Source organism: Cryobacterium sp. TS_SC_7 (assembly GCF_056156285.1).
This window is the reverse complement of record NZ_CM149589.1, coordinates 2,685,355-2,708,236: the sequence shown is the minus strand read 5'-3', so window position 1 is coordinate 2,708,236 and position 22,882 is coordinate 2,685,355. Positions and strand designations below refer to the sequence as shown.

The 22,882-nt window shown below is 69.9% G+C and carries 19 protein-coding genes; 10 read left to right on the top strand and 9 right to left on the bottom strand.

Annotated features, from left to right (window positions below):
• Positions 1–213: 213 nt before the first annotated feature.
• The 3 genes from AC0J5J_RS12460 to AC0J5J_RS12450 are packed head-to-tail and all read left to right on the top strand — an operon-like array spanning position 214 to position 4,144.
• Positions 214–726: a DUF1269 domain-containing protein gene (locus AC0J5J_RS12460; RefSeq protein ID WP_134423725.1), complete on the top strand. Its 513-nt coding sequence runs from the start codon at positions 214–216 to the stop codon at positions 724–726.
• 3 nt (positions 727–729) lie between these two features.
• Positions 730–1,758 carry a formylglycine-generating enzyme family protein gene (locus tag AC0J5J_RS12455; RefSeq protein WP_474898283.1) on the top strand — a complete coding sequence of 343 codons (1,029 nt, stop codon included), beginning with the start codon at positions 730–732 and terminating at the stop codon, positions 1,756–1,758.
• A gap of 28 nt (positions 1,759–1,786) precedes the next feature.
• Entirely contained in the window at positions 1,787–4,144 is a 2,358-nt protein-coding gene (locus AC0J5J_RS12450) for an arylsulfatase (RefSeq protein WP_134423723.1), read from the top strand.
• 5 nt (positions 4,145–4,149) lie between these two features.
• Here the strand turns inward: AC0J5J_RS12450 and AC0J5J_RS12445 are convergent, their stop codons facing one another.
• From AC0J5J_RS12445 to AC0J5J_RS12415, 7 genes are all read right to left on the bottom strand, one after another.
• Positions 4,150–5,334, bottom strand: coding sequence for an ABC transporter ATP-binding protein (locus AC0J5J_RS12445; protein WP_474898281.1), 1,185 nt, complete (start codon positions 5,332–5,334; stop codon positions 4,150–4,152).
• Complete coding sequence (locus AC0J5J_RS12440; RefSeq protein WP_474898279.1) at positions 5,331–6,974, bottom strand: ABC transporter permease; 1,644 nt, start codon at positions 6,972–6,974, stop codon at positions 5,331–5,333. The genes AC0J5J_RS12445 and AC0J5J_RS12440 overlap by 4 nt, the downstream gene beginning before the upstream one ends.
• 10 nt (positions 6,975–6,984) lie before the next feature.
• Positions 6,985–8,034, bottom strand: coding sequence for an iron ABC transporter substrate-binding protein (locus AC0J5J_RS12435; RefSeq protein WP_134423721.1), 1,050 nt, complete (start codon positions 8,032–8,034; stop codon positions 6,985–6,987).
• A gap of 112 nt (positions 8,035–8,146) precedes the next feature.
• Positions 8,147–8,977: an SDR family NAD(P)-dependent oxidoreductase gene (locus AC0J5J_RS12430; protein WP_474898277.1), complete on the bottom strand. Its 831-nt coding sequence runs from the start codon at positions 8,975–8,977 to the stop codon at positions 8,147–8,149.
• A 1-nt stretch (position 8,978) separates the two neighbouring features.
• A complete protein-coding gene (locus tag AC0J5J_RS12425; RefSeq protein WP_474898275.1) occupies positions 8,979–10,172 on the bottom strand; it encodes a thiolase family protein in 1,194 nt (397 codons plus the stop codon).
• A gap of 85 nt (positions 10,173–10,257) precedes the next feature.
• Positions 10,258–11,055: a TrmH family RNA methyltransferase gene (locus tag AC0J5J_RS12420; protein ID WP_134423718.1), complete on the bottom strand. Its 798-nt coding sequence runs from the start codon at positions 11,053–11,055 to the stop codon at positions 10,258–10,260.
• Between the two features lie 436 nt (positions 11,056–11,491).
• Positions 11,492–12,163: a hypothetical protein gene (locus AC0J5J_RS12415; protein ID WP_474898273.1), complete on the bottom strand. Its 672-nt coding sequence runs from the start codon at positions 12,161–12,163 to the stop codon at positions 11,492–11,494.
• A gap of 807 nt (positions 12,164–12,970) precedes the next feature.
• On the opposite strand from AC0J5J_RS12415, the gene AC0J5J_RS12410 reads away from it, so the two are divergent.
• The 7 genes from AC0J5J_RS12410 to hpaD all read left to right on the top strand — a co-directional run bounded on the left by AC0J5J_RS12410 (position 12,971) and on the right by hpaD (position 21,226).
• On the top strand, positions 12,971–13,639 hold the full coding sequence (locus tag AC0J5J_RS12410; RefSeq protein WP_474900228.1) for an IclR family transcriptional regulator: 669 nt from the start codon (positions 12,971–12,973) through the stop codon (positions 13,637–13,639).
• Between the two features lie 194 nt (positions 13,640–13,833).
• A complete protein-coding gene (locus AC0J5J_RS12405) occupies positions 13,834–15,180 on the top strand; it encodes an MFS transporter (RefSeq protein WP_134423716.1) in 1,347 nt (448 codons plus the stop codon).
• A 13-nt stretch (positions 15,181–15,193) separates the two neighbouring features.
• Complete coding sequence (locus AC0J5J_RS12400) at positions 15,194–16,723, top strand: fumarylacetoacetate hydrolase family protein (protein ID WP_474898271.1); 1,530 nt, start codon at positions 15,194–15,196, stop codon at positions 16,721–16,723.
• Complete coding sequence (locus AC0J5J_RS12395) at positions 16,720–17,442, top strand: GntR family transcriptional regulator (RefSeq protein WP_474898269.1); 723 nt, start codon at positions 16,720–16,722, stop codon at positions 17,440–17,442. Before AC0J5J_RS12400 ends, AC0J5J_RS12395 begins: the two co-directional genes overlap by 4 nt.
• 139 nt (positions 17,443–17,581) lie before the next feature.
• Positions 17,582–18,541, top strand: coding sequence for a 4-hydroxy-tetrahydrodipicolinate synthase (gene dapA / locus AC0J5J_RS12390; RefSeq protein ID WP_474898268.1), 960 nt, complete (start codon positions 17,582–17,584; stop codon positions 18,539–18,541).
• Between the two features lie 2 nt (positions 18,542–18,543).
• Positions 18,544–20,061 carry a 5-carboxymethyl-2-hydroxymuconate semialdehyde dehydrogenase gene (gene hpaE, locus AC0J5J_RS12385; RefSeq protein ID WP_134423712.1) on the top strand — a complete coding sequence of 506 codons (1,518 nt, stop codon included), beginning with the start codon at positions 18,544–18,546 and terminating at the stop codon, positions 20,059–20,061.
• Positions 20,062–20,149: 88 nt separating this feature from the next.
• A complete protein-coding gene (gene hpaD, locus AC0J5J_RS12380; RefSeq protein ID WP_474898267.1) occupies positions 20,150–21,226 on the top strand; it encodes a 3,4-dihydroxyphenylacetate 2,3-dioxygenase in 1,077 nt (358 codons plus the stop codon).
• Between the two features lie 77 nt (positions 21,227–21,303).
• On the opposite strand, the gene AC0J5J_RS12375 is transcribed toward hpaD, so the two are convergent.
• The gene (locus tag AC0J5J_RS12375; protein ID WP_474898266.1) at positions 21,304–22,239 is read right to left on the bottom strand and encodes an anti-sigma factor domain-containing protein; all 936 of its coding nucleotides are present in this window, start codon (positions 22,237–22,239) and stop codon (positions 21,304–21,306) included.
• Positions 22,226–22,882, bottom strand: coding sequence for an RNA polymerase sigma factor (locus tag AC0J5J_RS12370; protein WP_241972639.1), 657 nt, complete (start codon positions 22,880–22,882; stop codon positions 22,226–22,228). Before AC0J5J_RS12370 ends, AC0J5J_RS12375 begins: the two co-directional genes overlap by 14 nt.

Sequence of the window (22,882 nt, the reverse complement as noted above, 5' to 3'; positions counted from 1 at the left end):
CGCCGGTCAACCGGGAGGCCACCCGCGCTATCATCCGCCCGACGTCTCCCGCGGCCCCGGAAACGGTTGACAGCGCCGGGGAGCCTGAGTACTGTCCGTATCGATCTGCTGGCCACGACCTCGGCTTCGGCGAGGCGCTGCCCCGATCCAAACCATCCAGCGAACGCTCACGAAACATCCGCTGCCCCATGCTCACTGACGGAGGTATTCACCATGTCCAGAGAAAAAGAGCCGGTCTTCCTCTTCCTCGGCGTATACGACGATCCCGACATCGCCCGCGACGACCTGTCCATCGTGCGCGACCTGCACGACGCCAAGATCATCGGCACCTACGATGCCGGGATCGCAACCAAGGATGCCGACGGCGACATCAAGATCAGCCGGGGCGGCAGCGAGCACGGCGGCTGGACGGGCGTCGCGGCGGGCGCCGTGGTGGGCCTGCTCTTCCCGCCGTCCATCCTCGGCATGGCCGCCATCGGCGGTGCGACGGGCGGCCTCATCGGCCACTTCACCCGCGGGCTGTCCCGCTCCGACGTGAAGGACCTCGGCGAGCTGCTCGACGAGGGACAGGCCGCCCTGATCGTGCTCGGCAAGAACCGCCTCGCCGACGAACTGGACAAGGCCGGCATCCGGGCGGCGAAGCGCACCGAGCGCAAGCTGGAGGTCGACGCCTCCGACCTTGAGACCCAGCTCAACGCCGCCGCTGCGGAGCTCGACACGCACTGACCCATGGCCGACGGCACCCCCAGCAACACGGTCGAACCCGGCCGGGCGGCCCCAGCGGCGCCGCCCGGCCGGTGTTGCGCTCCGGGCCGGGCGGATGCCGCTCCCGGTTCCGGGCCGCCCGCGTCGGCGCATCCGTCACCGCATCCCGGGCCGATGCCCTCGGCAGCTCCCGCGAACGGTCGGCACCCGGTCGGGCAGGTGTCCATTCCCGGGCAGACGTTCCTGATGGGAGACTCCACCGGGACAGGCAACCGCGGCGACGGGGAGACCCCGGTGCATCCGGTGTGGGTGGATGCCTTCCGACTGGATGCGACCAGCGTCACCAACGCCGCGTTCGCCCGGTTTGTCGCCGCCACCGGGTATCGCACCGAGTCGGAGACCTTCGGCTACTCCGCCGTGTTCCATCTCGCACTCGAAGCCGACCTCGAGGACGTGCTCGGGCAGCCGCCGCGGATTCCCTGGTGGCTGGGCGTGCGCGGCGCGGATTGGGCGCACCCCGGCGGCCCGCGGTCGTCCCTGGTCGGCCTGGACGACCATCCGGTGGTGCAGGTCAGCTGGAACGACGCGCAGGCCTACTGTGCGTGGGCGGGCCGGAGGCTTCCCACCGAGGCCGAGTGGGAGTGTGCGGCGCGGGGCGGGCTGACCGGGCGCGTCTACCCCTGGGGGGACGAGTGGGGTGACCGGCACCGCTGCAATATCTGGCAGGGGGTCTTCCCCACGGTCAACACCCGGGAGGACGGCTGGCTGACCACGTCGCCGGTCGAGACCTTCGAACCGAACGCGTACGGCGTCTGGCAGAGCGTGGGCAATGTGTGGGAGTGGTGCTCCGATTGGTGGAGCGAGGGCTACTACACGCACTCCCCCGGGCGGAACCCGCCAGGACCGTCCACCGGCGACCAGAAGTCGATGCGCGGCGGCTCGTACCTGTGCCACGACTCGTACTGCAACCGCTACCGCAACTCGGCGCGCGCTTCGAACACGCCCGACTCCTCGGCGGCGAACATCGGCTTCCGCACGGTCGCCCTGACCTGACGAAGCCCGACAAACGAAAGGGAAGGCCATGCCACAACCGTTCACGGGCACCATCAACATCGATATTCGGGACTCGCAGCCGGACTGGACCCCGTTCGAACCACCCCGGACTCCGGCCGGGGCGCCGAACGTCGTCTATGTCGTGCTCGATGACGTGGGCTTCTCGGCCCTGTCGAGCTACGGCGGACCGATCGAGACGCCGAACATCGACCGGATCTCCGACGACGGCGTGCGCTACACGCAGTGGCACACGACAGCCCTGTGCTCGCCGACCCGATCCTGCCTGCTGACGGGGCGTAACCACACCCGCAACAGCATGGCGTGTATCACCGAGGCCGCCGTGGGCTTCCCCAATGCGAGCGGCACGGTTCCGCCGGAGAACGGAATGCTCTCGGAGATCCTCGGCGAGCTGGGCTGGAACACCTACCTGGTGGGCAAGTGGCATCTGTGCCCCACCGACGAGATGAACGTCGCGGCAACCCGGCGCAACTGGCCCAGCGGTCGCGGTTTCGAACGCTCCTACGGGTTCCTCGGCGCCGAAACCAACCAGTACTATCCGGACCTCATGCACGACAATCACCCGGTCGACCAGCCGACATCGCCTGAGGAGGGCTACCACTTCTCGGTGGACATCACCGACAAGGCCATCGAGTTCATCAAGGACTCCAAGGTGCTCGCGCCCGAGAAGCCCTTCTTCCTGTATTACGCGCCGGGTGCCGCGCATGCACCGCACCACGCACCCAAGGAGTGGTCCGACCGGTACGCGGGCAAGTTCGACGACGGCTACGAGGTTCTGCGAGAGCGCATCCTCGCGCGCCAGAAGGAGCTCGGCATCGTGCCGCCCGACACGGCGCTGCCACAGCTCAATCCGATCGGCAGCTACGAGACGCGGTCGGGTCCGGACGGGCAGCCGTTCCCGATGATGGACGAGACCCGCCCCTGGGCCTCCCTGTCGGGCGACGAGAAGCGCCTGTTCAGCCGGATGGCCGAGGTCTACGCGGGGTTCCTCTCCCACGCCGATCACCAGATCGGTCGCCTGCTCGATTACCTCGAGGAGATCGGGGAGCGGGAGAACACTTTGATCGTTGTCGTGAGCGACAACGGCGCCAGCGGCGAAGGCGGGCCCAACGGGAGCGTCAACGAGATGAAGTTCATGAACGGACTCCCCGACGAGGTGGCCGACAACCTGCCCATGCTGGATGAACTGGGTGGCCCGCACACCTACAACCACTACCCGAACGGCTGGGCGATGGCGTTCAACACCCCCTTCAAGATGTGGAAGCGCTACGAATACAACGGCGGAACGTGCGACCCCTGCATCATCTCCTGGCCGGCCGGCTCGGGGGCGCGCGGAGAGCTGCGCGACCAGTACCACCACGCCGTCGACATCGTGCCGACGATCCTCGACGTGCTCGGCGTCGTGCCGCCGGAGCGCATCAAGGGCCACGTGCAGAGCCGGTTCGACGGGGTGAGCATGCGCTACAGCCTCGATGACCGCGACGCCACGGGCACGCGGCACACCCAGTTCTATTCCATGCTCGGCTCCCGGGCGATCTGGCATGAGGGGTGGAAGGCCGTGACGACGCATCCGACCCTCAGCGGGTGGGGCCGGTTCAACACGGACGAGTGGGAGCTCTACCACACCGACGTGGACCGGGCCGAACTCCACAACCTCGCCGCCGAGCAGCCGGACCGGCTGCGCGAACTGGTGAACCTCTGGTTCGCCGAGGCCGGCGCGAACCAGGCGTTCCCGCTCGACGACCGGTCAGCCCTGGAAATCATGCAAACACCCCGGCCGAGGATGGCGGGGCCCCGCAACCGGTACGTCTACTACCCGAACACCTCCGAGGTTCCCGAGTCGCAGGCCGTGAACCTCCGTAACCGGTCGTTCTCGATCGGCGCACTGGTGGACCTCCCGGCTCCGGGCGCCCAGGGAGTGCTCTTCGCCCACGGATCGCGCTTCGGTGGCCACTCCCTCTACGTGAAGGACAACCGGCTGCACTACGTCAACAACTTCGTGGGGCTGTTCGAGCAGAAGATCGACGCCACCGAGGACCTCCCCATCGGCGAGAAGCTGATCATCTCGGCCGCGTTCGTGAAGGACGGCGAGGATCCGCCGCACGTGTCCACGGGCATCCTCTCGCTCTACTACGGCGACAGGTTGGTGGGCGAGGGCCGGATCAAGACCCAGCCCGGCGGGTTCGCGATTGCGGGCGAGGGACTCTGCGCCGGCCGCGACAGCGGAGAGGCCGTCACCGGCGACTACCCGGGCACCTCACCGTGGGCCTTCACCGGCGGCACGATCCACCGGGTGGCGGTGGATGTCAGCGGTGAGCCCTACCTCGATCTCGAGCGCGAGGCCCAGGCCATGCTGATGCGCGAGTAGGCGTATCAGGGGCGGGCGGCGAAGGCGGTGGCGGTGCCGCGGGCGGCAAGGGTGACGCGACTGCCGACGGCGGTGCCGATGGCACCGTGCTGCCGCACGTGCACCAGCGTGCCGCCCGAACTCTGGGCGGAAGCCGGTGCCGCGGCGCCGCCGGAGAACAGACGCACCGCCAGCTGCACCTCGGGGCCGTAGAAGTCGACCGCTTCGACCTGCCCGGTGCAGGACACGGATGCGTCGGCATCCGTCACGCTGGGCTCGCACTCGTCGACCACAATCTGTTCCGGGCGCAGCATGATGCAGGCGTCGCCGCGCAGGCTCGTGGGGGCAACGGCGACCGTGCCGAGCGCGCAGACGGCGAAACCGTCGCCGATCGTGGCCGGCAACACGACGGCGTCGCCCAGGAAGCGGGCCGTGAACAGGTCGACCGGGCGCCAGTACACCTCGCGCGGTGGCCCGACCTGGCAGAGGTTGCCGTCACGGAGCACCGCAAGCTGGTGGGCGAAGCTCATCGCCTCGGCCTGGTCGTGGGTGACGAGAATCGTGGTGATGCCGGCGCGCTCCAGGGTGTCGGCCACGATGTCTCGGGTGGCGGCCCGGAGCCCGGCGTCGAGGGCGGAGAACGGTTCGTCGAGGAGCATCACCCGCGGTCGGCGGGCGAGCGCCCGGGCCAGGGCCACGCGCTGCTGCTGACCGCCGGAGAGTTCGTCGGGGCGGCGCTCGGCGAAGTCGGGCTTCAGCGACACCATCTCGAGCAGCTCGCTCACGGCCCGCGCGCGCTGCCGGCGGGTGCCGCCGCGCAACGCCGGCCCCAGGCCGAACGCGATGTTCTGACCCACCGTGAGGTGCGGGAACAGGGCGCCGTCCTGCGCCACGAACCCGATCCCCCGCCGGTGCGCGGCCACAGCCACACCCGGACCGGCCACGGTGCGGCCGAGCACGGTGATGGTGCCCGAGTCCGGCAGTTCGAAGCCGCTGATCAGACGCAGCAGGGTGGTCTTGCCTGACCCGGACGAACCGACCACGACCGTGCGGCTGCCCGCAGGCACCGACAGGGCGATGTCCTCCAGGATGCGCGTGCTGCCGAAGCTCTTGTTGACGCCGGTGAGCTCGATCGCGGCGCCCGTCGGGCTGCCCGTTTCGGTTACTGCGGATAGGTCTATTGCGCCCACGGCGCCTCCCTGGTCGATCATTGCATGCTCGTCAGCCGGGAGCGGGCGAACAACAGGTAGGTGACCGGCAGGCTCAACACGATCATCAGCAGGGCGTACGGGGCTGCGCCCACGTAGTCGATGTCATTCACCTTCGACCAGAACTGGATCGCGAGCGTTCGGGTGCCGCTCGGGGCCAGCAGGAGCGTGGCGGTCAGCTCGGTCACGATGCCGAGGAAGACGAGCGCCCCCGCGGCCAGGGCGGACGGCGCGAAGAACCGGGTCGTCACGTGCAGGAAGGCGGCGAACGGATGTTTGCCGAGCGACCGCGCGGCCTCTTCCAGCCCGACCGGCACCTGCGCCAGCCCGGCCCGGAGGTTCACCAGCGCACGCGGCAGGAACATCAGCAGGTAGGTCACGATCACCAGCACGGTGGTCTGGTACAGCGGCTGCACGAAACGGATGCTGATGGTCACCAACGCGAGGGCGGTGACGATGCCCGGCAGGGAGCTGGTGAGGTAGTTGACCGATTCGAGGCCGCGGGACAGCCGGCTCGGATAGCGCACCGCGAGGAACGCGATCGGGAACGCGAGCAGGCAGGTGGCCGCGGCTCCGACGAGGCCGTAGCCGACCGTCTGCAGCAGGGCCTGGGCCAGTACGGGATCGGCCCACACGGCCGCGCCGCCCTGCGCGAGCCAGCGGATGACACTCCAGAACGGCACCCCGATCGCCAGTGCGAACAGCCCGCCGAGGAACAGGTAGCCGACCGGCGTGAAGGCGCCGAGGGAGCGTCGGGGAGCGTTCCGGGCCACGCCCGAGCCGACACGGGCGTAGCGGGCGCGACCGCGGGCGCCGGACTCCCCGATCAGCAGGAACAGGCAGAGCAGCACGAGCACGCCGGCGAGGGCGTTGGCCGCGGGACCGTTGAACGTGGACCGGTACTGCTCGACGATGGCGGTGGTGAAGGTGTCGAACCGGATCATCGCGAACGCGCCGTATTCGGAGAGCAGGTGCAGCCCCACGAGCAGGGCGCCGCCGAGGATCGGCAACCGCAGCTGCGGCAGGATCACGCGGAAGAAGACGCCCCAGGCGCCGCTGCCGAGAGACTCGGCTGCCTCTTCGACGGTGGTGTCGAGGCGCCGCAGCGCGGCCGCGCAGGGCAGGTAGACCAGCGGGAAATACGACAGGGTGGCGATCAGCACCCCCGACCAGAGACCGTTCAGCGACGGCACGGCGCTCACCCAGCCATAGCTGTTGACGAAGGCCGGCACCGCGAGCGGCGTGGCCAGCAGCACGGCGAACACCCGGCGCCCGGGCAGGGACGTGCGACCGACCAGCCAGGCGGCGGCCACCCCGATCGACGCCGTCAACGGCACGGTGATCACGACCAGCCCGATCGTGTTCACCAGCAGCTCGCCGACCCGCGGCCGGAACACGAGGGCGGACAGGGCCGGCCAGCCGGTCAGGAAACCGGTGACGATGACGTAGCCGAGCGGAAGCAGCCCGAGCAGCGACACGGTGACGGCCGCCGCCACGATGAACGGTGAGGGCCGTTTGCCGACCCGGACCGCGGCATCCGTGCGCCCCGCAGAACCCGTGGCGCCGGTTTCGGCGACGGCTCCGCGAACGGCGCCCGACTCGTCGGGCGCCGGAGTCGCGGTCGAGGGGGCTGCAGGTATCACCAGTTGCAGCCTAGAGGAAACCGGCCTCGGTCATCAGATCGGTGACCGTGGTGCTGTTGAGTTTGGACGGGTCGATGACGGGGGCATCGAGTTCACCCAGCGGCACGAGCGCGTCGTTCGCGTCGACCGCGTCGGAGACGGGGTATTCGAAGGAGGAGCCGGTTTTCAGGATTTCCTGGCCGCCCTTGCCGGTGATGTAGGCGAGGAACGCCTGCGCGGCGACCGGGTTGGCACTGGTTTCGAGCACTCCGCCGCCGGAGACGCTGACGAAGGCGCCGGGGTCCTGGTTCTTGAAGTAGTGCATCTCGGTGCTGGAGCTGTTCTCGCCGGTGCCGGCCTGGTCGCCGAACCAGTAGTAGTGGTAGATCACGCCGGCGGGGATCTCGCCCGCGTTGATGGCCTTCATCACGGTGCTGTTGCCCTTGTAGACGACCGCGTTCTGCTTCATGGCGGCGAGCCAGTCGCGCGTGGCGTCTTCGCCCTCGAGTTCGAGGAGCGCGCTGACGATGGCCTGGAAGTCGGCGCCGGAGGGCGACGCGGCCCAGCGGCCCGCCCAGGCCGGGTCGGCGAGGTCGAGCAGTGAGGCCGGCAGTTCGCTCTCGCTGAGCAGGCTCGGGTTGTAGGCGAACACGGTGGAGCGGGCGGCGATGCCGGTCCACATTCCGGTGGACGGACGGTATTCCTCGGGCACCTGCTCGAGCGTGGCGTCATCGACGGGGGCGAACAGGCCGGCGCCGTCGACCAGACTCATCGCGGGCGAGTTCTCGGTGAGGAACACGTCGGCCTTGGAGGCGGCGCCTTCCTGCACGAGCTGGTTGCCCAGTTCGGAGTCGCTGCCGTTGCGGAGCGTGACGGTGACACCCGTTTCCGCGGTGAACTCGTCGGCCCAGGCCTGGGTGAGCTCCTCGTGCTGAGCGTTGTACACGGTGATCGAGCCCGATGGGGTGGCTGCGCCGGTGGCGGCGGGGGCGGATTCCTCGGGGGCGCTGCACCCGGTCACCCCGAGCAGGGTCACCGTTCCGATCGCGGCAAGCAGTGCAAGGCGGCGTGTTGAAATCATCGTGTTGCGTGTCCCTACTGTCGGCGGGCGGGGCCCGTGTTGCTTTGGTAAGCCTATCCTAATATCAGGAGTGACAGCACGGCTCGTAGGGGATGTACAGGCTCGGCGCCGATCAGCGCGGCGGCATCCGGATGGCGCCGTCGAGGCGGATGGTGTCGCCGTTGAGCATGGGGTTCTCGATGATGTGCCGCACGAGCGCGGCGAAATCGGCCGGGTTGCCGAGGCGTGCAGGGTGCGGCACCTGCGCCGCGAGAGACTCGCGCACGCTCTCCGGCAGACCCTGCAGCAGCGGGGTGTCGAACACGCCCGGCGCGACCGCCACCACCCGGATCAGCGACCGCGCGAATTCGCGGGCCAGTGGCAGGGTCATCGCGGCGACACCGCCCTTCGACGCGGCGTACGCCGCCTGTCCGATCTGACCGTCGAAGGCGGCGACGGATGCCGTGTTGATGATCACGCCGCGCTCCGGGACGGTGGTCACGGTCTGATCGATCGCGCCGGTCGCGCCGGTCGCGCCGTGGCCGTCGGGGGTTCCGCCGACGGGCTCGGTCGCCTGCATGGCGGCCGCGGCCAGCCGGACCACGTTGAACGTGCCGACAAGGTTGATGCGCACGACGCGGTCGAAGTCCTCCAGCGGCAGCGGGGTGCCGTTCCGGTCGACCGTGCGCTGGCCGGGGGCGATGCCGGCGCAGTTGACCACGATGCGCAGCGGGGCGAGCCCGACCGCGGCGTCGACCGCGGCCTGCACATCCTCGGCCCGGGTGACGTCACCGGGCACGAAACGGGCCCGGTCGCCGATCGAGGCCGCCGCCTGTTCACCCGCTGAACCCGGCAGGTCGAGCAGCACGACCGCCGCCCCAGCCTCGGCCAGCGCGGCGGCGGTGGCCAGCCCGAGGCCGGACGCCGCTCCGGTGACGAGGGCGGAGCATCCGTCGATGCGCATCTCAGAGCCGCTCGATGATGGTGGCGTTGGCCATGCCGCCGCCCTCGCACATGGTCTGCAACCCCCAGCGGCCGCCGGTCAGTTCGAGGTGGTTGAGCAGGGTGCCGAGCAGCCGCGTGCCCGAGGATCCGAGCGCATGGCCCAGCGCGATCGCCCCGCCGCGCGGGTTGAGCAGGGCGGGGTCGGCGCCGAGTTCGCGCAGCCAGACGAGCGGCACGGTGGCGAAGGCCTCGTTGACCTCGTAGGCGTCGAGGTCGTCGATGCTGAGCCCGGAGCGTTCCAGGATGCGCCGGGTCGCCGGGATCACGCCGGTCAGCATCAGCCGCGGGTCGCTTCCGGTGACCGCGAAACTGTGGAACCGCGCCCGCGGGTTGAGGCCGAGCTCCGCGGCCCGTTTCGCGCTCATGATCAGGGCCGCGGACGCCCCGTCGGTGAGGGGCGAGGAGTTGCCGGCGGTCACGTGCCAGTCGAGCTTCGGGAACCGGGCGGCGAGGGCGTCGGTGCGGAACGCCGGCGGCAGGGTGGCCAGGGAGGCGAGGGTGGTGCCGGGACGGATGGTCTCGTCTTCGGTGACGACCCGGCCGTCGGGCAGGGTCGTCGGCCGGAGTTCGCCGTCGAAGTCGCCGCGCTCGGCGGCGGCCGCGGCGAGGCGGTGCGAGCGGGCGGCGAAGGCATCCAGCTCGCCGCGGCCCAGCTTCCACTTCTGGTTCATCAACTCGGCGGCGACGCCCTGGTTGACGAGGCCGTCGGGGTAGCGATCGCGCATCCGGAGTCCGTGCGGGTCGTGCCCGGTTGCTGTTGTGAGGGAGCTGCCGAGCGGCACGCGGCTCATCGACTCGACGCCGCAGGCGATGACCACGTCGTAGCTGCCGGCCATCACGCCCTGCGCGGCGAACGTGGCGGCCTGCTGGCTGGAGCCGCACTGCCGGTCGATGGTGGCACCCGGCACCGTGTCCGGGAAGCCCGCGCTGAGCAGGGCGGTGCGGGTCACGTTGTAGGACTGCTCCCCGACCTGGCTCACGCAGCCGCCGATCACGTCATCGACGAGCGCGGGATCGAGCCCGTTGCGCGTGACCAGCTCGCTCAGTACCCCGGCCAGCAGGTCCGCGGGGTGCACGCCCGAGAGGGCGCCGCCCGGCTTGCCTCGACCTGACGCAGTGCGTACGACATCGACAATGACAGCCTCGTTGCTCATGACCTCAGCCTAGGCTTGCTCGTCGCCGCGGGCGCTGATCCCGTGGGGCGTGTGTGGATGTGTGGGGCAGCCGGGGTGTTGCGCGTCAGCTGGACAGCGCCCACATCGCGACGGCACTGGCTGCGGCCACGTTGAGGGAGTCGATGCCGTGCTTCATCGGGATCTGCACCACGGTGTCGGATGCCGCGAGCGCGTCCGGGGTGAGCCCGTCGCCCTCCGCGCCGAGCAGCAGCGCCAGCCGCTCGTGCTCGTGGCCGGGGAAGTCGCGGAGGCTGACGGCATCCGTCGTCAGGGCCAGCGCGGCGAGGTGGAAACCGTGCCGGGTGAGCAGCGCGCGGGTGCTCGGCCAATCGCCGACGCGGGTCCAGGGCACCTGCAGCACGGTGCCCATCGAGACGCGGATGGCGCGGCGATAGAACGGGTCGGAACAGCGCGGCGTGACCAGGATCGCATCGGCGCCGATGGCCCCGGCGGAGCGGAAGATCGCGCCCACGTTCGTGGGGTCGGACACGTTCTCGAGGATCACGATGCGGCGGGCGCCGGCGAGCAGTTCCTCCGCATCGGGCAGCTCGGGCCGGTGCATCGAGGCGATCACGCCGCGGTGCAGCACGTACCCGGTGAGCTCGGCGAGCATCTCCCCCGGGCCGACGAAGACGGGCACGTCGTCACCGACGAGGGCGTGGGCCTCCGAGGCGGTGTTCCCGAGCGCGAGCACCGAGCGGACGCGGTGACCGGCGCGCAGGGCCCGCTCGAGGACCAATGCCGATTCGGCTATATATAGTCCATGCTCCGTGCCGCGCGCCTTCTTGAGCGCCACATCGGTGAGGTGGGCATAGTCCACGAGACGCGGATCGCTGAGGTCGCTGATCTCGATGACGGGCATCCGCTCAGTCTAATCGCGGGCCGTCGGCCGTCGGCCGTCGGCCGTTGGCGGTTGGCCGTTGGCGGAGCCGGGGTGGGCGCAGGCGGGCGGGAGTGGACGGCCGGGCTTCCGGACGGTGAGTGCATAACTCCTGCAATTTGATCGATGCCGGATCCGCCGTCCCCTGAAACACCGGGAACGCAGCCGGCTGTCCTACGATTTGCAGGAGTTATGCACCGGGGCGGGCTCCAACGTGGGGCTAACTCAGGGGATCCAGGTGGCGGTTGACCGCGGGGCCCGGACTGGGGCGGCTAATTGCGGGTGCCGCGACGCAGCTCCAGAGTTAGCCCCCACACGCGGGCAGGCATCCCCAGCCGAAGGCGGAGGCGGGCCAGTCCACGGGATGGAGATACTCCCGGCTGCCCTGAGTCCGCGCCGAGCCAAGGTCGGCTGATGCTCAGCCGCTGACCAGTGGCAAGAACATCCCCGCCGCCATTGACGCCATTGCCACCGCCATGCTCAGATGCTGGGCCGACTCGAGCTGGAGCGCCGGGGCTGCTCCCTCCTCGGCCGGGCGGCGCGCCGACCGCACGGCGCCGGCCGCGAGCGCAACGGATGCCGCCACAACCAGCGCCATGAGCCCGGCCAGCAGCAAACCACCGTCGGTGAACGCCAGCTCATGCCCGGCATGCGGGTCGCTTCCCGCGGCGGGCCCGACCGCTACGCTTCCGGCTGCAGTTGCGGTTCCGGCTGCGGCGGCGTTGGCGGTGGCCCCCGACGTCGCCCACATCGCCGAGGTCGCCGAGGTCGCCGAGGTCGGCAGCATCGCCGCCCACATCACCGCCATCAGAAGAAGGGACGCGGCGTGGTGAGCGGCGGCCCCGCGGTGAGCCCGGTCGAGCAGGGCCAGCAACGCCGACCCGACCAGCAGTGCCGCCCAGGGCAGGGGTGCGAGCAGCCGCATATCGGGAAACACCATGTCGGCGCACGAGACGGCCATGACGACCATGGCCGGAGCCGCGACCATGGCGTGGCCCGGCATCCGGAGCCCGGCGAGCGCACAGCCCGCGCCCAGGCCGGCTGCCGCAACCGTGGCGACCAGGCACGCGGACACCCAGATCTCATTCATTTCGGCTCACGATAGGCCGGTCTCGCCCGCCCGTCTTGCCCGTCGGCGCACGGATGCGCGGCGGGAGCGCACGATTGCACGAACCGGGCAACCGGACCCCGGTTGCCAACTCAGGAGACAAGGTGCGGTGGTCACCCCGTGCCTGCGCTTGGCCGCACTGGTCCGCGCCGGTATGCGCCGATTCGATCGCCCCCATCCACAATCTCCTGAGTTGGCCACGGCACGCTCGGCATAACTCCTGCAATTTGGTCCAGGAACCGGACCCCACCCGCGGAAATCCGCGGAAGCACGATTCGGCCCGCACAATTTGCAGGAGTTATGCACGAGGGGGCGGGGGAACCGCGAGCCAGGGAGCCCAGGGAGCCCAGATCTTGCTGGCCTGCTGGTGTGCTGGTGTGCTGGCTTGGTGGCGTGCTGGCTTGGTGGTGTGCTGGCTTGCTCGTGGGGCTTAGGCATCGACCGGTTGCCGCACGGGTCCGGGCGACGGATGCCGCGGCACCTGGATCTCCTGAGTTGGCCACCGGCTCCGGCGTCCGGGACCTGCGCATCCGCCGGGGGCGGAACCGCGGATGCGAGAATGGCACCGTGGCGACGTCAATGAGCGGGATGAGCGGGGCAATCCAACCCAGCGAGAGCGGGATGAGCGGCGCCATCGAGCCCGCCCCGAATGAGCCCGGCGCGAATGACGAGCCCGACGCGAATGAACCCGGCGCCCGCGAATCCGGCGCCGGCACCAGCGGCGCGAACGGCGAAAGTGAGCCTGGCACGAGCAGGAGCGCCTCGAAGAGTGCTCCGCATTCGCAGACCCTGTCCCGGGGAATTCGTGTGCTCGAGATCCTCGCCGAGTCCGATCAGGCCATGAGCATCGCCGACGTGGCGGCCGCCCTCGGCGTGCATCGCTCGATCGCCTACCGAATTCTGCGCACACTGGAAGACCACGGGGTCGTGCTGCGGGATGCCGCGGGCACCATGCGTCTGGGACCAAGGATGGCCGCGCTCGCCCGCGGCGTCGCCCGCGGCCTGCAGACCGCAGCCCTGCCCGAGCTGACGAACGTCGCGAACGAACTGGGGATGACCGCCTTCGTCGCCGTGCTGGACCGGGAGGAGGTGGTGACCCTGGTCAGTGTCGAACCGCGGCAGGCACCTGCCACGGTGGCGCAGCGGCCGGGAACGCGGCATCCGCTGGGCCGGGGAGCGCCCGGAATCGCCATCCAGTCACTGCTGACGGCGGCCCAGTGGGCACACCTGGGCACCGAAGCGCGCCGGGACGAGACCGCCGCCGCGCGCACGCGCGGCTTCGCCACCAGCCACGACGAGGTCATTCCGGGGCTGGCTTCCGTGGCGGTGCCACTCTTCGTGCCCGGCGAGGCACCGGCCGCGCTGGCCGTCGTCTATCTCGCCAGCGGACAGAGCGCCGCCGAGATCGGCGCCCGCCTCGTGACGGCCGCGGCCTCCATCGCAGCCGACCTGCGCTGACCGGCACCGAGAGGCATTGACCGACAGCGACCAGCACCACCGGCACTGACCAGCACCAACCGGCACTAACCGCGGCCGTCCCCCAACCCCAACCCCAACCCCAACCCCTGTCGGATAATATACGATCTGTGATACCGTTTCGGAATCGCGCGACACCGCGCGGAAACTCGCAGGGAAATACAAAGGGGTATTCCATGGCATTGACGACCGACCGCACCACCGAGCGATCCGCCACCCGGCGGGAAGAACGCCGCGTCCTGGCCGGCACGATGGTGGGCACCACCATCGAGTGGTACGACTTCTTCATCTACGCGCAGGCGGCCGGCCTCGTTCTGGCCGGGCTGTACTTCGCCCCGCTCGCCGACGACAACGCCGGGCTGGCGCAGCTGATCGCCTGGGCGTCCCTCGGCATCAGCTTCCTGTTCCGCCCGCTGGGCGCGATCGTGGCCGGCCACCTGGGCGACCGCCTCGGCCGCAAGGCCATGCTCGTGCTGACCCTCGTCATCATGGGTGCCGCCACGGCGCTGATCGGTCTGCTGCCGACCTTCGAGCAGATCGGCGTCTGGGCGCCCATCCTGCTCATCGTCTTGCGCATCCTGCAGGGCTTCTCGGCCGGCGGGGAATGGGGCGGCGCCGCCCTGATGTCCGTGGAGCACGCTCCGGTGAACAAGCGCGGATTCTTCGGCGCCTACCCCCAGATCGGCGTGCCGACCGGGCTCATCCTCGCCACCGGCGTGATGCTCCTGGTGACCAGCTCGATGAGCGAGGAGGCCTTCCTCGCCTGGGGCTGGCGCATCCCGTTCCTCGTCTCGGTGCTGCTGATCGTGGTCGGCTTCGTCATCCGCCGCTCGGTCGACGAGAGCCCCGTCTTCAAGGAGATGCAGGACCGCAAGAAGGAATCGGCCGCCCCGCTCCGCCAGCTGTTCACCACCCACTCGCGCCAGGTCATCCTGACCGCGCTGATCTTCATCGCCAACAACGCCGCCGGCTACCTGCTGATCGCGTTCTTCTCCTCCTACGCCACCAAGCCCGTCGAGGCCGGCGGCCTCGGCATGGAACGCTCCCCCGTGCTGCTGGCCAGCACCATCGCCGCGGTGTTCTGGCTCGCCTCGACCATGTACGGCGGGATGCTGTCCGACCGGATCGGACGCATCCGCACCTTCCAGTTCGGGTACGTCTGGCTCTTCATCTGGGCCATCCCGATGTTCCTGCTGATCGACACGGGCGAGATCGTCTGGTTCACGGTGGCACTCGTCGTGCTGGCCAGCGGACTCGGCTTCTCCTACGGCCCGCAGGCGGCGCTGTACGCTGAGATGTTCCCGGCTCAGGTGCGCTACTCGGGCGTATCCATCGGCTACGCCCTCGGTGCCATCCTGGGTGGGGCGTTCGCCCCGCTGATCGCGCAGCTGCTCCTCGACGAGACCGCCTGGTCGCCGTCGATCGGCATCTACATCATGGTGCTGGCCACGATCTCCTTCGTCGCCGTCTCCCTGGTGAAGGAAACCCGCGGGGTCCCGCTCGGGATCTCCCAGCACGACTAGAAAGCGGGAAAACATGCCGAACTCGACCTCCGTGCACGCCGCCGGCACCAGCACCGTGCCGGTGCTCGCCGTGCCGGGCAAGATCATCGCGGTGCACCTCAACTACCCGAGCCGGGCCGCCCAGCGCGGCCGCACGCCGGAGCAGCCGTCCTACTTCCTCAAGCCGGCCTCGTCGCTCAGTTCCAGCGGCGCCCCAGTGGAACGGCCCGACGGATGCGAGTTGCTGGTGTTCGAGGGCGAGATCGCCCTGGTGATCGGTCGCCGCACCCATGGCGTCTCGCCCGCGGAGGGCTGGGCGGCGGTCTCGCACGTGACGGCCGCGAACGACTTCGGCGTGTACGACCTGCGCTACGCCGACAAGGGCTCGAATCTGCGCTCGAAGGGGGCGGACGGCTTCACCCCCGTCGGTCCGGCCCTGCTGCCCGCGGCCGACCTCGACCCGGCGGGCCTGCGCATCCGCACCTGGGTCAACGGCACGCTGGTGCAGGAGGACACGACCGCCGACCTGCTCTTCGGCTTCGGCCGGCTCGTGGCCGACCTCTCACAGCTGCTCACGCTCGAGCCCGGCGACCTGATCCTCACCGGCACGCCGGCCGGATCGTCGGTCGTCGTGCCCGGCGACACCGTCGAGGTCGAAGTGGATGCCCCGGGCGCCCCGGGTGCCCCCCGCACCGGCCGCCTCGTCAGCCCGATTCGGCAGGGCACGGTGCCGTTCGGCGCGTTCGGCGCCGGCCCGCGGGTCGACGACCTGCAGCGCACCGAGGCGTGGGGTTCGGCGGAGGCGGCCGGGCTCGCACCGGCATCCGCCCCGGCGGCGGGAACCGCAGCGGAGCCGGCGCCCTTCGACCTGACTCCCGAGCTGAAGGCCCGGATCAACAGCGTCGGCACCGCCACCCTCAGCGCCCAGTTGCGCAAGCGCGGCCTCAACGCCGTGTCGATCGACGGGCTGGGTTCGACCCGCCCAACGGCCCGTCTGGTGGGCCGGGCCCGCACCCTGCGGTACATCCCGGCCCGGGAGGACCTGTTCGAGTCGCACGGCGGCGGTTACAACGCGCAGAAGCGCGCGTTCGACGCGCTCGGGCCGGACGACGTACTGGTGATCGAGGCCCGCGGCGAGCGGGGCACGGGCACGGTCGGCGACATCCTCGCCCTGCGCGCCCAGGTGCAGGGAGCCGCCGGCATCGTGACGGATGGCGGTGTGCGCGACCTCGCGGCCGTCGCCGCCCTGGAGATCCCCACCTACCACGCCGGACCGCACCCTGCCGTGCTCGGACGCCGGCACGTGCCGTGGGACACGGACCTGACGGTCGCCTGCGGCGGGGCATCCGTGCAACCCGGCGACGTGATCGTCGGGGACGCCGACGGGTTGCTCGTGATCCCGCCGCACCTGGTCGAGGAGGTGGTGGCCGCCGCGATCGTGCAGGAACGCGAAGAGACCTTCATCGCCGCGATGGTCGCGGCCGGGCACGGCGTCGACGGGCTCTACCCGATGAATGCGGAGTGGAAGGCCCGTTACCGGGTCTGGCTGGAGGAGCAGGCATGACGGTCTCGGTGCCGGTCTCGACAGGCTCGACCACCGGCGGCCCGACCACCGGCGGCGACGCGTCGCTGAGCAAGGCGCAGCTCGCGCACCAGTGGATCCGGGCGCGCATCACCGACGGCAGTTTCAGCCCGGGCTACCGCCTGGTGCTGGGCCAGATCGCGCGGGAAATCGGGGTCAGCACGGTGCCGGTGCGGGAGGCCATCCGTTTGCTGGAGGCGGAGGGACTGGTCACGTTCGAGCGCAACGTCGGCGCGCAGGTGGCCATGCTCGACGTCACCGAGTACACCCACACGATGCAGACGCTGGCCCTCGTCGAAGGCTACGCGACCGCCCTCTCGGCGCCGCAGCTCGACGCGGAGACGCTGCTGCGGGCCCGGGCGATCAACACGGAGATGGCCGGATGCCTGCACCACTTCGATCCGGTGCGGTTCACCAGCCTGAACCGCGAGTTCCACTCGGCCCTGTTCGAGGCGTGCAGCAACGCCCACATCCTCGACCTGGTGCAGCGGGGCTGGAGCCGGCTCGGCACCCTGCGCGAATCCACGTTCAGCTTCGTGCCCGGCCGGGCGCACGAGTCCGTCGCCGAGCACACCGCGCTGCTCGACCTGATCGAGAACGGGGCCGATCCGCTGCAGATCGAACTGGCCGCGCGCGAGCACCGGCTCGGCACCCTCACCGCGTTCCTCGCCCAGCAGCACACCCCCACCGCCACCCCCTGACCTCCCCTGACGCCTCCCTGTTTCCCCAGTTTCCCCAGTAACTGTTCCCGAATCGGACAAAAGTCGCCCGCACACCGGCAACATTCGTCCGATTCGGCAACAGTTGCCAGCGCATCCGTCGCCCTCGAAAGGAAGAACAATGAAGTTCCGCACCGACCCGAGCCAGATCAAGGGGTCCATCGCACCCCTGATGAGCCCGTTCACGGCCGACGGCGCCGTCGACCATGCCGGCCTCACGAACCTCGTGAACTGGCAGCTCGCCTCCGGCACGCACGGCATCTCGCTCGGCGGCTCCACCGGTGAGCCGAGCTCGCAGACCATCGCCGAGCGGGCGGCGGCGATCCGCACCGTGGCCGCCGCGATCGACGACCGGGTGCCGTTCATGCCCGGCACCGGCTCCGCCAAGCTCGACGAGACCCTCGAGCTCACCGCCGCTGCCCGGGACGCCGGTATCGACGCCGCCCTGATCATCACCCCGTACTACGCCCGTCCCACCCAGGAGGCGCTCTACGTCTGGTACAAGACCGTCGCCGAGGAGTTCCCCGACCTGCCGATCGTCGCCTACAACGTGCCCAGTCGCACCGCCGTCGACATCGCCCCGGAGACCATCCAGCGCCTCTACCGCGATTTCGACAACTTCGTCGGCGTCAAGGAGACCACCAAGGACTTCGAGCACTTCTCCCGGGTGCTGCAGCTCTGCGGCCCGGAGCTGCTGGTCTGGAGCGGCATCGAACTGCTCTGCCTGCCTCTGCTGGCCCTCGGCGGCGTGGGCTACATCAGCGCGACGAGCAACATCGCCCCGGTCGCGCACGTCGACATGTACAACGCGTGGATGGCCGGCGACATCGAGACGGCCCGGCGCATCCACTACGGCCTGCACCCGCTCGTCGACCTGCTCTTCGTCGAGACCAACCCGGCGCCGGGCAAATGGGTGCTCGAGCAGCGCGGCCTGATTGCGAGCGGCTTCGTGCGCCCGCCGCTGATCACCCCGACGGATGCGGGCATCGCCACCATGAAGAAGCTCCTGACCGCGGGCGAACAGTACCTCTCCCCCGTCGACGGCTTCACGGTCGCCGGCTTCACCCCGAAGGCGGCCTGACCATGACTGAGACCGCAACCACAACGCGCATCCGGCACGTACCCGAGAACCTGCCGACCCGCATCCAGCACTTCATCGGCGGCCGGTTCGTCGACAGCGTCTCCGGCGCGACCTTCGATGTGCTCGACCCGGTGTCGAACCAGACCTACGCCACCGCCGCGGCCGGCCAGAAGGAGGATATCGACCTCGCGGTCGCGGCCGCGACCGACGCCTTCCTGAACGGTCCGTGGCCGGGGATGAAGCCGCGCGAACGCTCCCGCATCCTGAACCGGATCGCCGACGCCGTCGAGGCGCAGGATGCCCGCCTCGCCGAACTCGAGACGTTCGACACCGGCCTGCCGATCACCCAGGCCCTCGGCCAGGCGAAGCGCGCGGCCGAGAACTTCCGCTTCTTCGCCGACCTGATCGTGGCGCAGACCGACGACACGTACCAGGTGCCCGGCAGCCAGATCAACTACGTCTTCCGCAAGCCGGTCGGCGTCGCCGGCCTGATCACCCCGTGGAACACCCCGTTCATGCTGGAGAGCTGGAAGCTCGCCCCCGCACTGGCCTCCGGATGCACGGTCGTGCTCAAGCCGGCCGAGTTCACGCCGTTGTCGGCGAGCCTGTGGGCCGAGATCTTCCGCGAGGCCGGGCTGCCCGACGGGGTCTTCAACCTGGTCAACGGGCTCGGTGAGGAGGCCGGCGACGCGCTGGTCAAGCATCCGGATGTCCCGCTCATCTCGTTCACCGGCGAGACCACCACGGGCCAGACCATCTACCGCAACTGCGCCGCGAACCTCAAGGGCATGTCGATGGAACTCGGCGGCAAGTCGCCCGCCGTGGTCTTCGCCGACGCCGACCTGGAAGCCGCTCTCGACTCGACCCTGTTCGGGGTGTTCTCGCTCAACGGCGAGCGCTGCACGGCGAGCAGTCGGATCCTGGTCGAACGCCCGATCTACGACGACTTCTGCGCCCGCTATGCGGCCCGCGCGAAGAACATCGTGGTCGGCGACCCGCACGATCCTGCCACCGAGGTCGGCGCGCTCGTGCACCCCGAGCACTACGCCAAGGTGATGAGCTACGTCGAGATCGGCAAGGGCGAGGGCCGCCTGCTGGCCGGCGGCGGCCGCCCGGCGAACCTGCCGGAGGGCAACTACGTCTCCCCGACCGTGTTCGCGGATGTCGCCCCGACGGCCCGCATCTTCCAGGAGGAGATCTTCGGACCGGTCGTCGCGATCACGCCGTTCGACACCGACGCGGAGGCCCTCGAGCTGGCCAACGGCGTGAAATACGGTCTGGCCGCCTACATCTGGACCAGCGATCTCACCCGGGCGCACACCTTCGCGCAGTCGATCGAGGCCGGCATGGTCTGGCTGAACTCGCACAATGTGCGGGACCTGCGCACACCGTTCGGCGGGGTGAAGGCCTCCGGGCTCGGTCACGAGGGCGGCTACCGGTCGATCGACTTCTACACCGAGCAGCAGGCCGTGCACGTGACCCTCGGGTCGGTGCACACGGCCCGCTTCGGCGCCCACTGACCCGGGTCTCGACAAGCTCGACCACCGGGTCTCGACAAGCTCGACCACCGGGTCTCGACAAGCTCAACCACCGATTAAGGAGGATTCCATGACCACCACCCCCATCCCCACGCCCACCGCGACCCCGCCGGACATCCTGCGCTGCGCCTACATGGACATCGTCGTCACCGACCTCGCCCGCTCACGCGCGTTCTACGTGGACGTGCTCGGTCTCGTCGTGACCGAGGAGAGCGACACCGAGATCTACCTGCGCAGCTTCGAAGAGTTCATCCACCACAACCTGGTGCTGCGCCAGGGTCCCGTGGCCGCGGTCGCCGCGATGGCGTTCCGGGTGCGCGCCCCCGAAGACGTGGGCCTGGCCGAGGCCTGGTACCAGGAACTCGGCTGCCGCACCGAACGCCGCACCAACGGCTTCGTCAAGGGTGTCGGCGACTCCGTGCGCGTCGAGGATCCGCTCGGCTTCCCCTACGAGTTCTTCTACTCGGTCGACCACGTCGAACGCCTCGCCTGGCGCTACGACCTGCAGGGCCCCGGCGCCCTCGTGCGCCTGGACCACTTCAACCAGGTCACCCCCGACGTGGGCCGCGGCCGCGGCTACCTCGAGGACCTCGGCTTCCGCGTCACCGAGGACATCCAGGACGAGGACGGCGTCACCTACGCAGCCTGGATGCGCCGCAAGGACACCGTGCACGACACCGCCCTGACCGGCGGCGACGGCCCACGGATGCACCACATCGCCTTCTCCACGCACGAGAAGCACAACATCATCTACATCTGCGACAAGCTCGGCGCCCTGCGGATGTCCGACGTGATCGAGCGCGGCCCCGGTCGCCACGGCGTCTCCAACGCCTTCTACCTCTACCTGCGCGACCCCGACGGCCACCGGGTGGAGATCTACACCCAGGACTACTACACCGGCGACCCCGACAACCCGGTCGTCACCTGGGACGTGCACGACAACCAGCGCCGCGACTGGTGGGGCAATGCGGTCGTGCCGAGCTGGTACACGGATGCGTCGTTGGTGCTCGACCTCGACGGCAACCCCCAGCCGGTGATCGCCCGCACCGAGTCCAGCGAGATGGCCGTCACGGTCGGTGCCGACGGCTTCTCGTACACCCGCAAGGACGACGTGGAGCACGGCTTCAAACTCGGCCACACGCTCTAACGCGCATGAGAGTGCCCGTTCCGGTCGAGAGTGACCCGCAGAGCGGGCACTCTCGACCGGAACGGGCACTCTGGGGGTCAGACGGTGCGGAGTTCTCCGCGCAGGATCGAGTCGCCGGAGTGCTGCGGGTCTCCGTCGTCGGGCTCCGCGGAGACGTCGACGAGCGGGTACTGGGTCAGGTCCACGCCGTCGGGAATGGTGAAGTGCCCGGACTCGCCGTTGAGCAGCCCGATACTGATCAGCCCGGACGCGTCGGCCTTGATCAACCAGACCTCCCGCAGATCGGAGTCGCCGTTCACCCCGGTGACGTCGAGCACCACCTCCCGGTGACCGTCGGCGGTCTTCGCGACGTAGGCGCTGCCGGCGGCGTCCCAGCCGGGGAACGGATCGAGTTGCGCCCTGGCGAGCGTCACCGTCGCGGGCGCCTGCTGCTGCGCCGACTGCCACCAGATGCCGCCGCCGAGGCCGCCGAGCAGGCCGGCGATGCCGGCGGCCACGGCAACGGGCATCCAGTTGCGGCGCCGGCGGTGGGGGCGAGGGCGCAGACCGGACGCCGAGCCGATGTCGGTGACCGGGGCGGTGGCGGCCGGGGTCTCGACAGGCTCGACCACCGGGGCCGGCTCGACCGGCGGGGCAAGCTCGACCGGCGGGGCAGGCTCGACCACCGGGGCCGGGGTCTCGACAGGCTCGACCACCGGGGCAAGCTCGACCGGCGGGGCCGGGGTCTCGACAAGCTCGACCACCGGGGCCGGCTCGGCGTAGTCGGTCAGGCGCGGGGTGGCGGCAACTGCGTCGGACAGACCGAGGGCGGAGTGGATGCCGGCCCAGGCGGAGTCCGGAGGCTCGACGAGTTCCACGCTGCGGGAGGACCGGCCGACGAGGGCGGTGTGCTGCAGCGCGATGAGTTCCAGGGAGCACTCGGGGCATTCCGCGAGGTGCTGGCGTTCGGGGTCGGTGAGGTCGAAGTCTGCCATGGCAATGAGCGCGAGATCATCCCGGTCAATGTGTGTCATCGTTCGCCTCCAATCTGGTGCGCAGTCTCGAGAGACTTCGACGGATATGACTTTTCACGGTGCCGAGCGGCAATCCGAGGTTATCGGCGATCTGGGTGTGCGTGAGATCGTCGTAGAACGCCAGCTGCATCACCTGTTGCGGAACCGGTCCGAGCCGGCGCAGTTCATCACGCATCAGAACCCGGTCCGCCACGTCGGCCGACTCGTCCGCCTGGCTGAGCTCGGTGTCGAGGAGAACAGCCTCCTCAACGCGACGCCTCCGCGAACGGGCCTCATGGGCATCCGCCACGGTGTGCCGGGTGATCCCGACGAGCCAGGCCGGCAACGGCGACCGAGACGCATCGAAACCGTCCCTCCCCCTCCAGGCGGCGAGGAAGACCTTCTGGGTCACGTCCTCGGCTTCACCGGGATCGCCGAGCGAGCGCACGGCGATCGTGTAGACGAGGGATGACCATCGGGCGTACGCCTCGGCGAGCGCCCGCTCGTCTCCCGCCCGGAAGGCCTGGAACAGCTGGGCGTGGTCGTCATCGTCGGTGAGAGCCGTCACGTCGTATCGGTGTCCCCCGGTTGGTGAGCGCATCGGGAGGTCGTACATGTCAGGCTCCGCCGCAGAGCGAGCCTCGACCACCGTGACGACCAGCAT

Excerpts from the sequence above, each read along its gene's own strand:
- AC0J5J_RS12460 (WP_134423725.1), top strand. The coding sequence starts at position 214 with ATGTCCAGAGAAAAAGAGCCGGTCTTCCTCTTCCTCGGCGTATACGAC.
- AC0J5J_RS12455 (WP_474898283.1), top strand. The coding sequence starts at position 730 with ATGGCCGACGGCACCCCCAGCAACACGGTCGAACCCGGCCGGGCGGCC.
- AC0J5J_RS12450 (WP_134423723.1), top strand. The coding sequence starts at position 1,787 with ATGCCACAACCGTTCACGGGCACCATCAACATCGATATTCGGGACTCG.
- AC0J5J_RS12445 (WP_474898281.1), bottom strand. The coding sequence starts at position 5,334 with ATGATCGACCAGGGAGGCGCCGTGGGCGCAATAGACCTATCCGCAGTA.
- AC0J5J_RS12435 (WP_134423721.1), bottom strand. The coding sequence starts at position 8,034 with ATGATTTCAACACGCCGCCTTGCACTGCTTGCCGCGATCGGAACGGTG.
- AC0J5J_RS12430 (WP_474898277.1), bottom strand. The coding sequence starts at position 8,977 with ATGCGCATCGACGGATGCTCCGCCCTCGTCACCGGAGCGGCGTCCGGC.
- AC0J5J_RS12425 (WP_474898275.1), bottom strand. The coding sequence starts at position 10,172 with ATGAGCAACGAGGCTGTCATTGTCGATGTCGTACGCACTGCGTCAGGT.
- AC0J5J_RS12420 (WP_134423718.1), bottom strand. The coding sequence starts at position 11,055 with ATGCCCGTCATCGAGATCAGCGACCTCAGCGATCCGCGTCTCGTGGAC.
- AC0J5J_RS12415 (WP_474898273.1), bottom strand. The coding sequence starts at position 12,163 with ATGAATGAGATCTGGGTGTCCGCGTGCCTGGTCGCCACGGTTGCGGCA.
- AC0J5J_RS12405 (WP_134423716.1), top strand. The coding sequence starts at position 13,834 with ATGGCATTGACGACCGACCGCACCACCGAGCGATCCGCCACCCGGCGG.
- AC0J5J_RS12400 (WP_474898271.1), top strand. The coding sequence starts at position 15,194 with ATGCCGAACTCGACCTCCGTGCACGCCGCCGGCACCAGCACCGTGCCG.
- AC0J5J_RS12395 (WP_474898269.1), top strand. The coding sequence starts at position 16,720 with ATGACGGTCTCGGTGCCGGTCTCGACAGGCTCGACCACCGGCGGCCCG.
- dapA (WP_474898268.1), top strand. The coding sequence starts at position 17,582 with ATGAAGTTCCGCACCGACCCGAGCCAGATCAAGGGGTCCATCGCACCC.
- hpaE (WP_134423712.1), top strand. The coding sequence starts at position 18,544 with ATGACTGAGACCGCAACCACAACGCGCATCCGGCACGTACCCGAGAAC.
- hpaD (WP_474898267.1), top strand. The coding sequence starts at position 20,150 with ATGACCACCACCCCCATCCCCACGCCCACCGCGACCCCGCCGGACATC.
- AC0J5J_RS12375 (WP_474898266.1), bottom strand. The coding sequence starts at position 22,239 with ATGACACACATTGACCGGGATGATCTCGCGCTCATTGCCATGGCAGAC.
- AC0J5J_RS12370 (WP_241972639.1), bottom strand. The coding sequence starts at position 22,882 with ATGCTGGTCGTCACGGTGGTCGAGGCTCGCTCTGCGGCGGAGCCTGAC.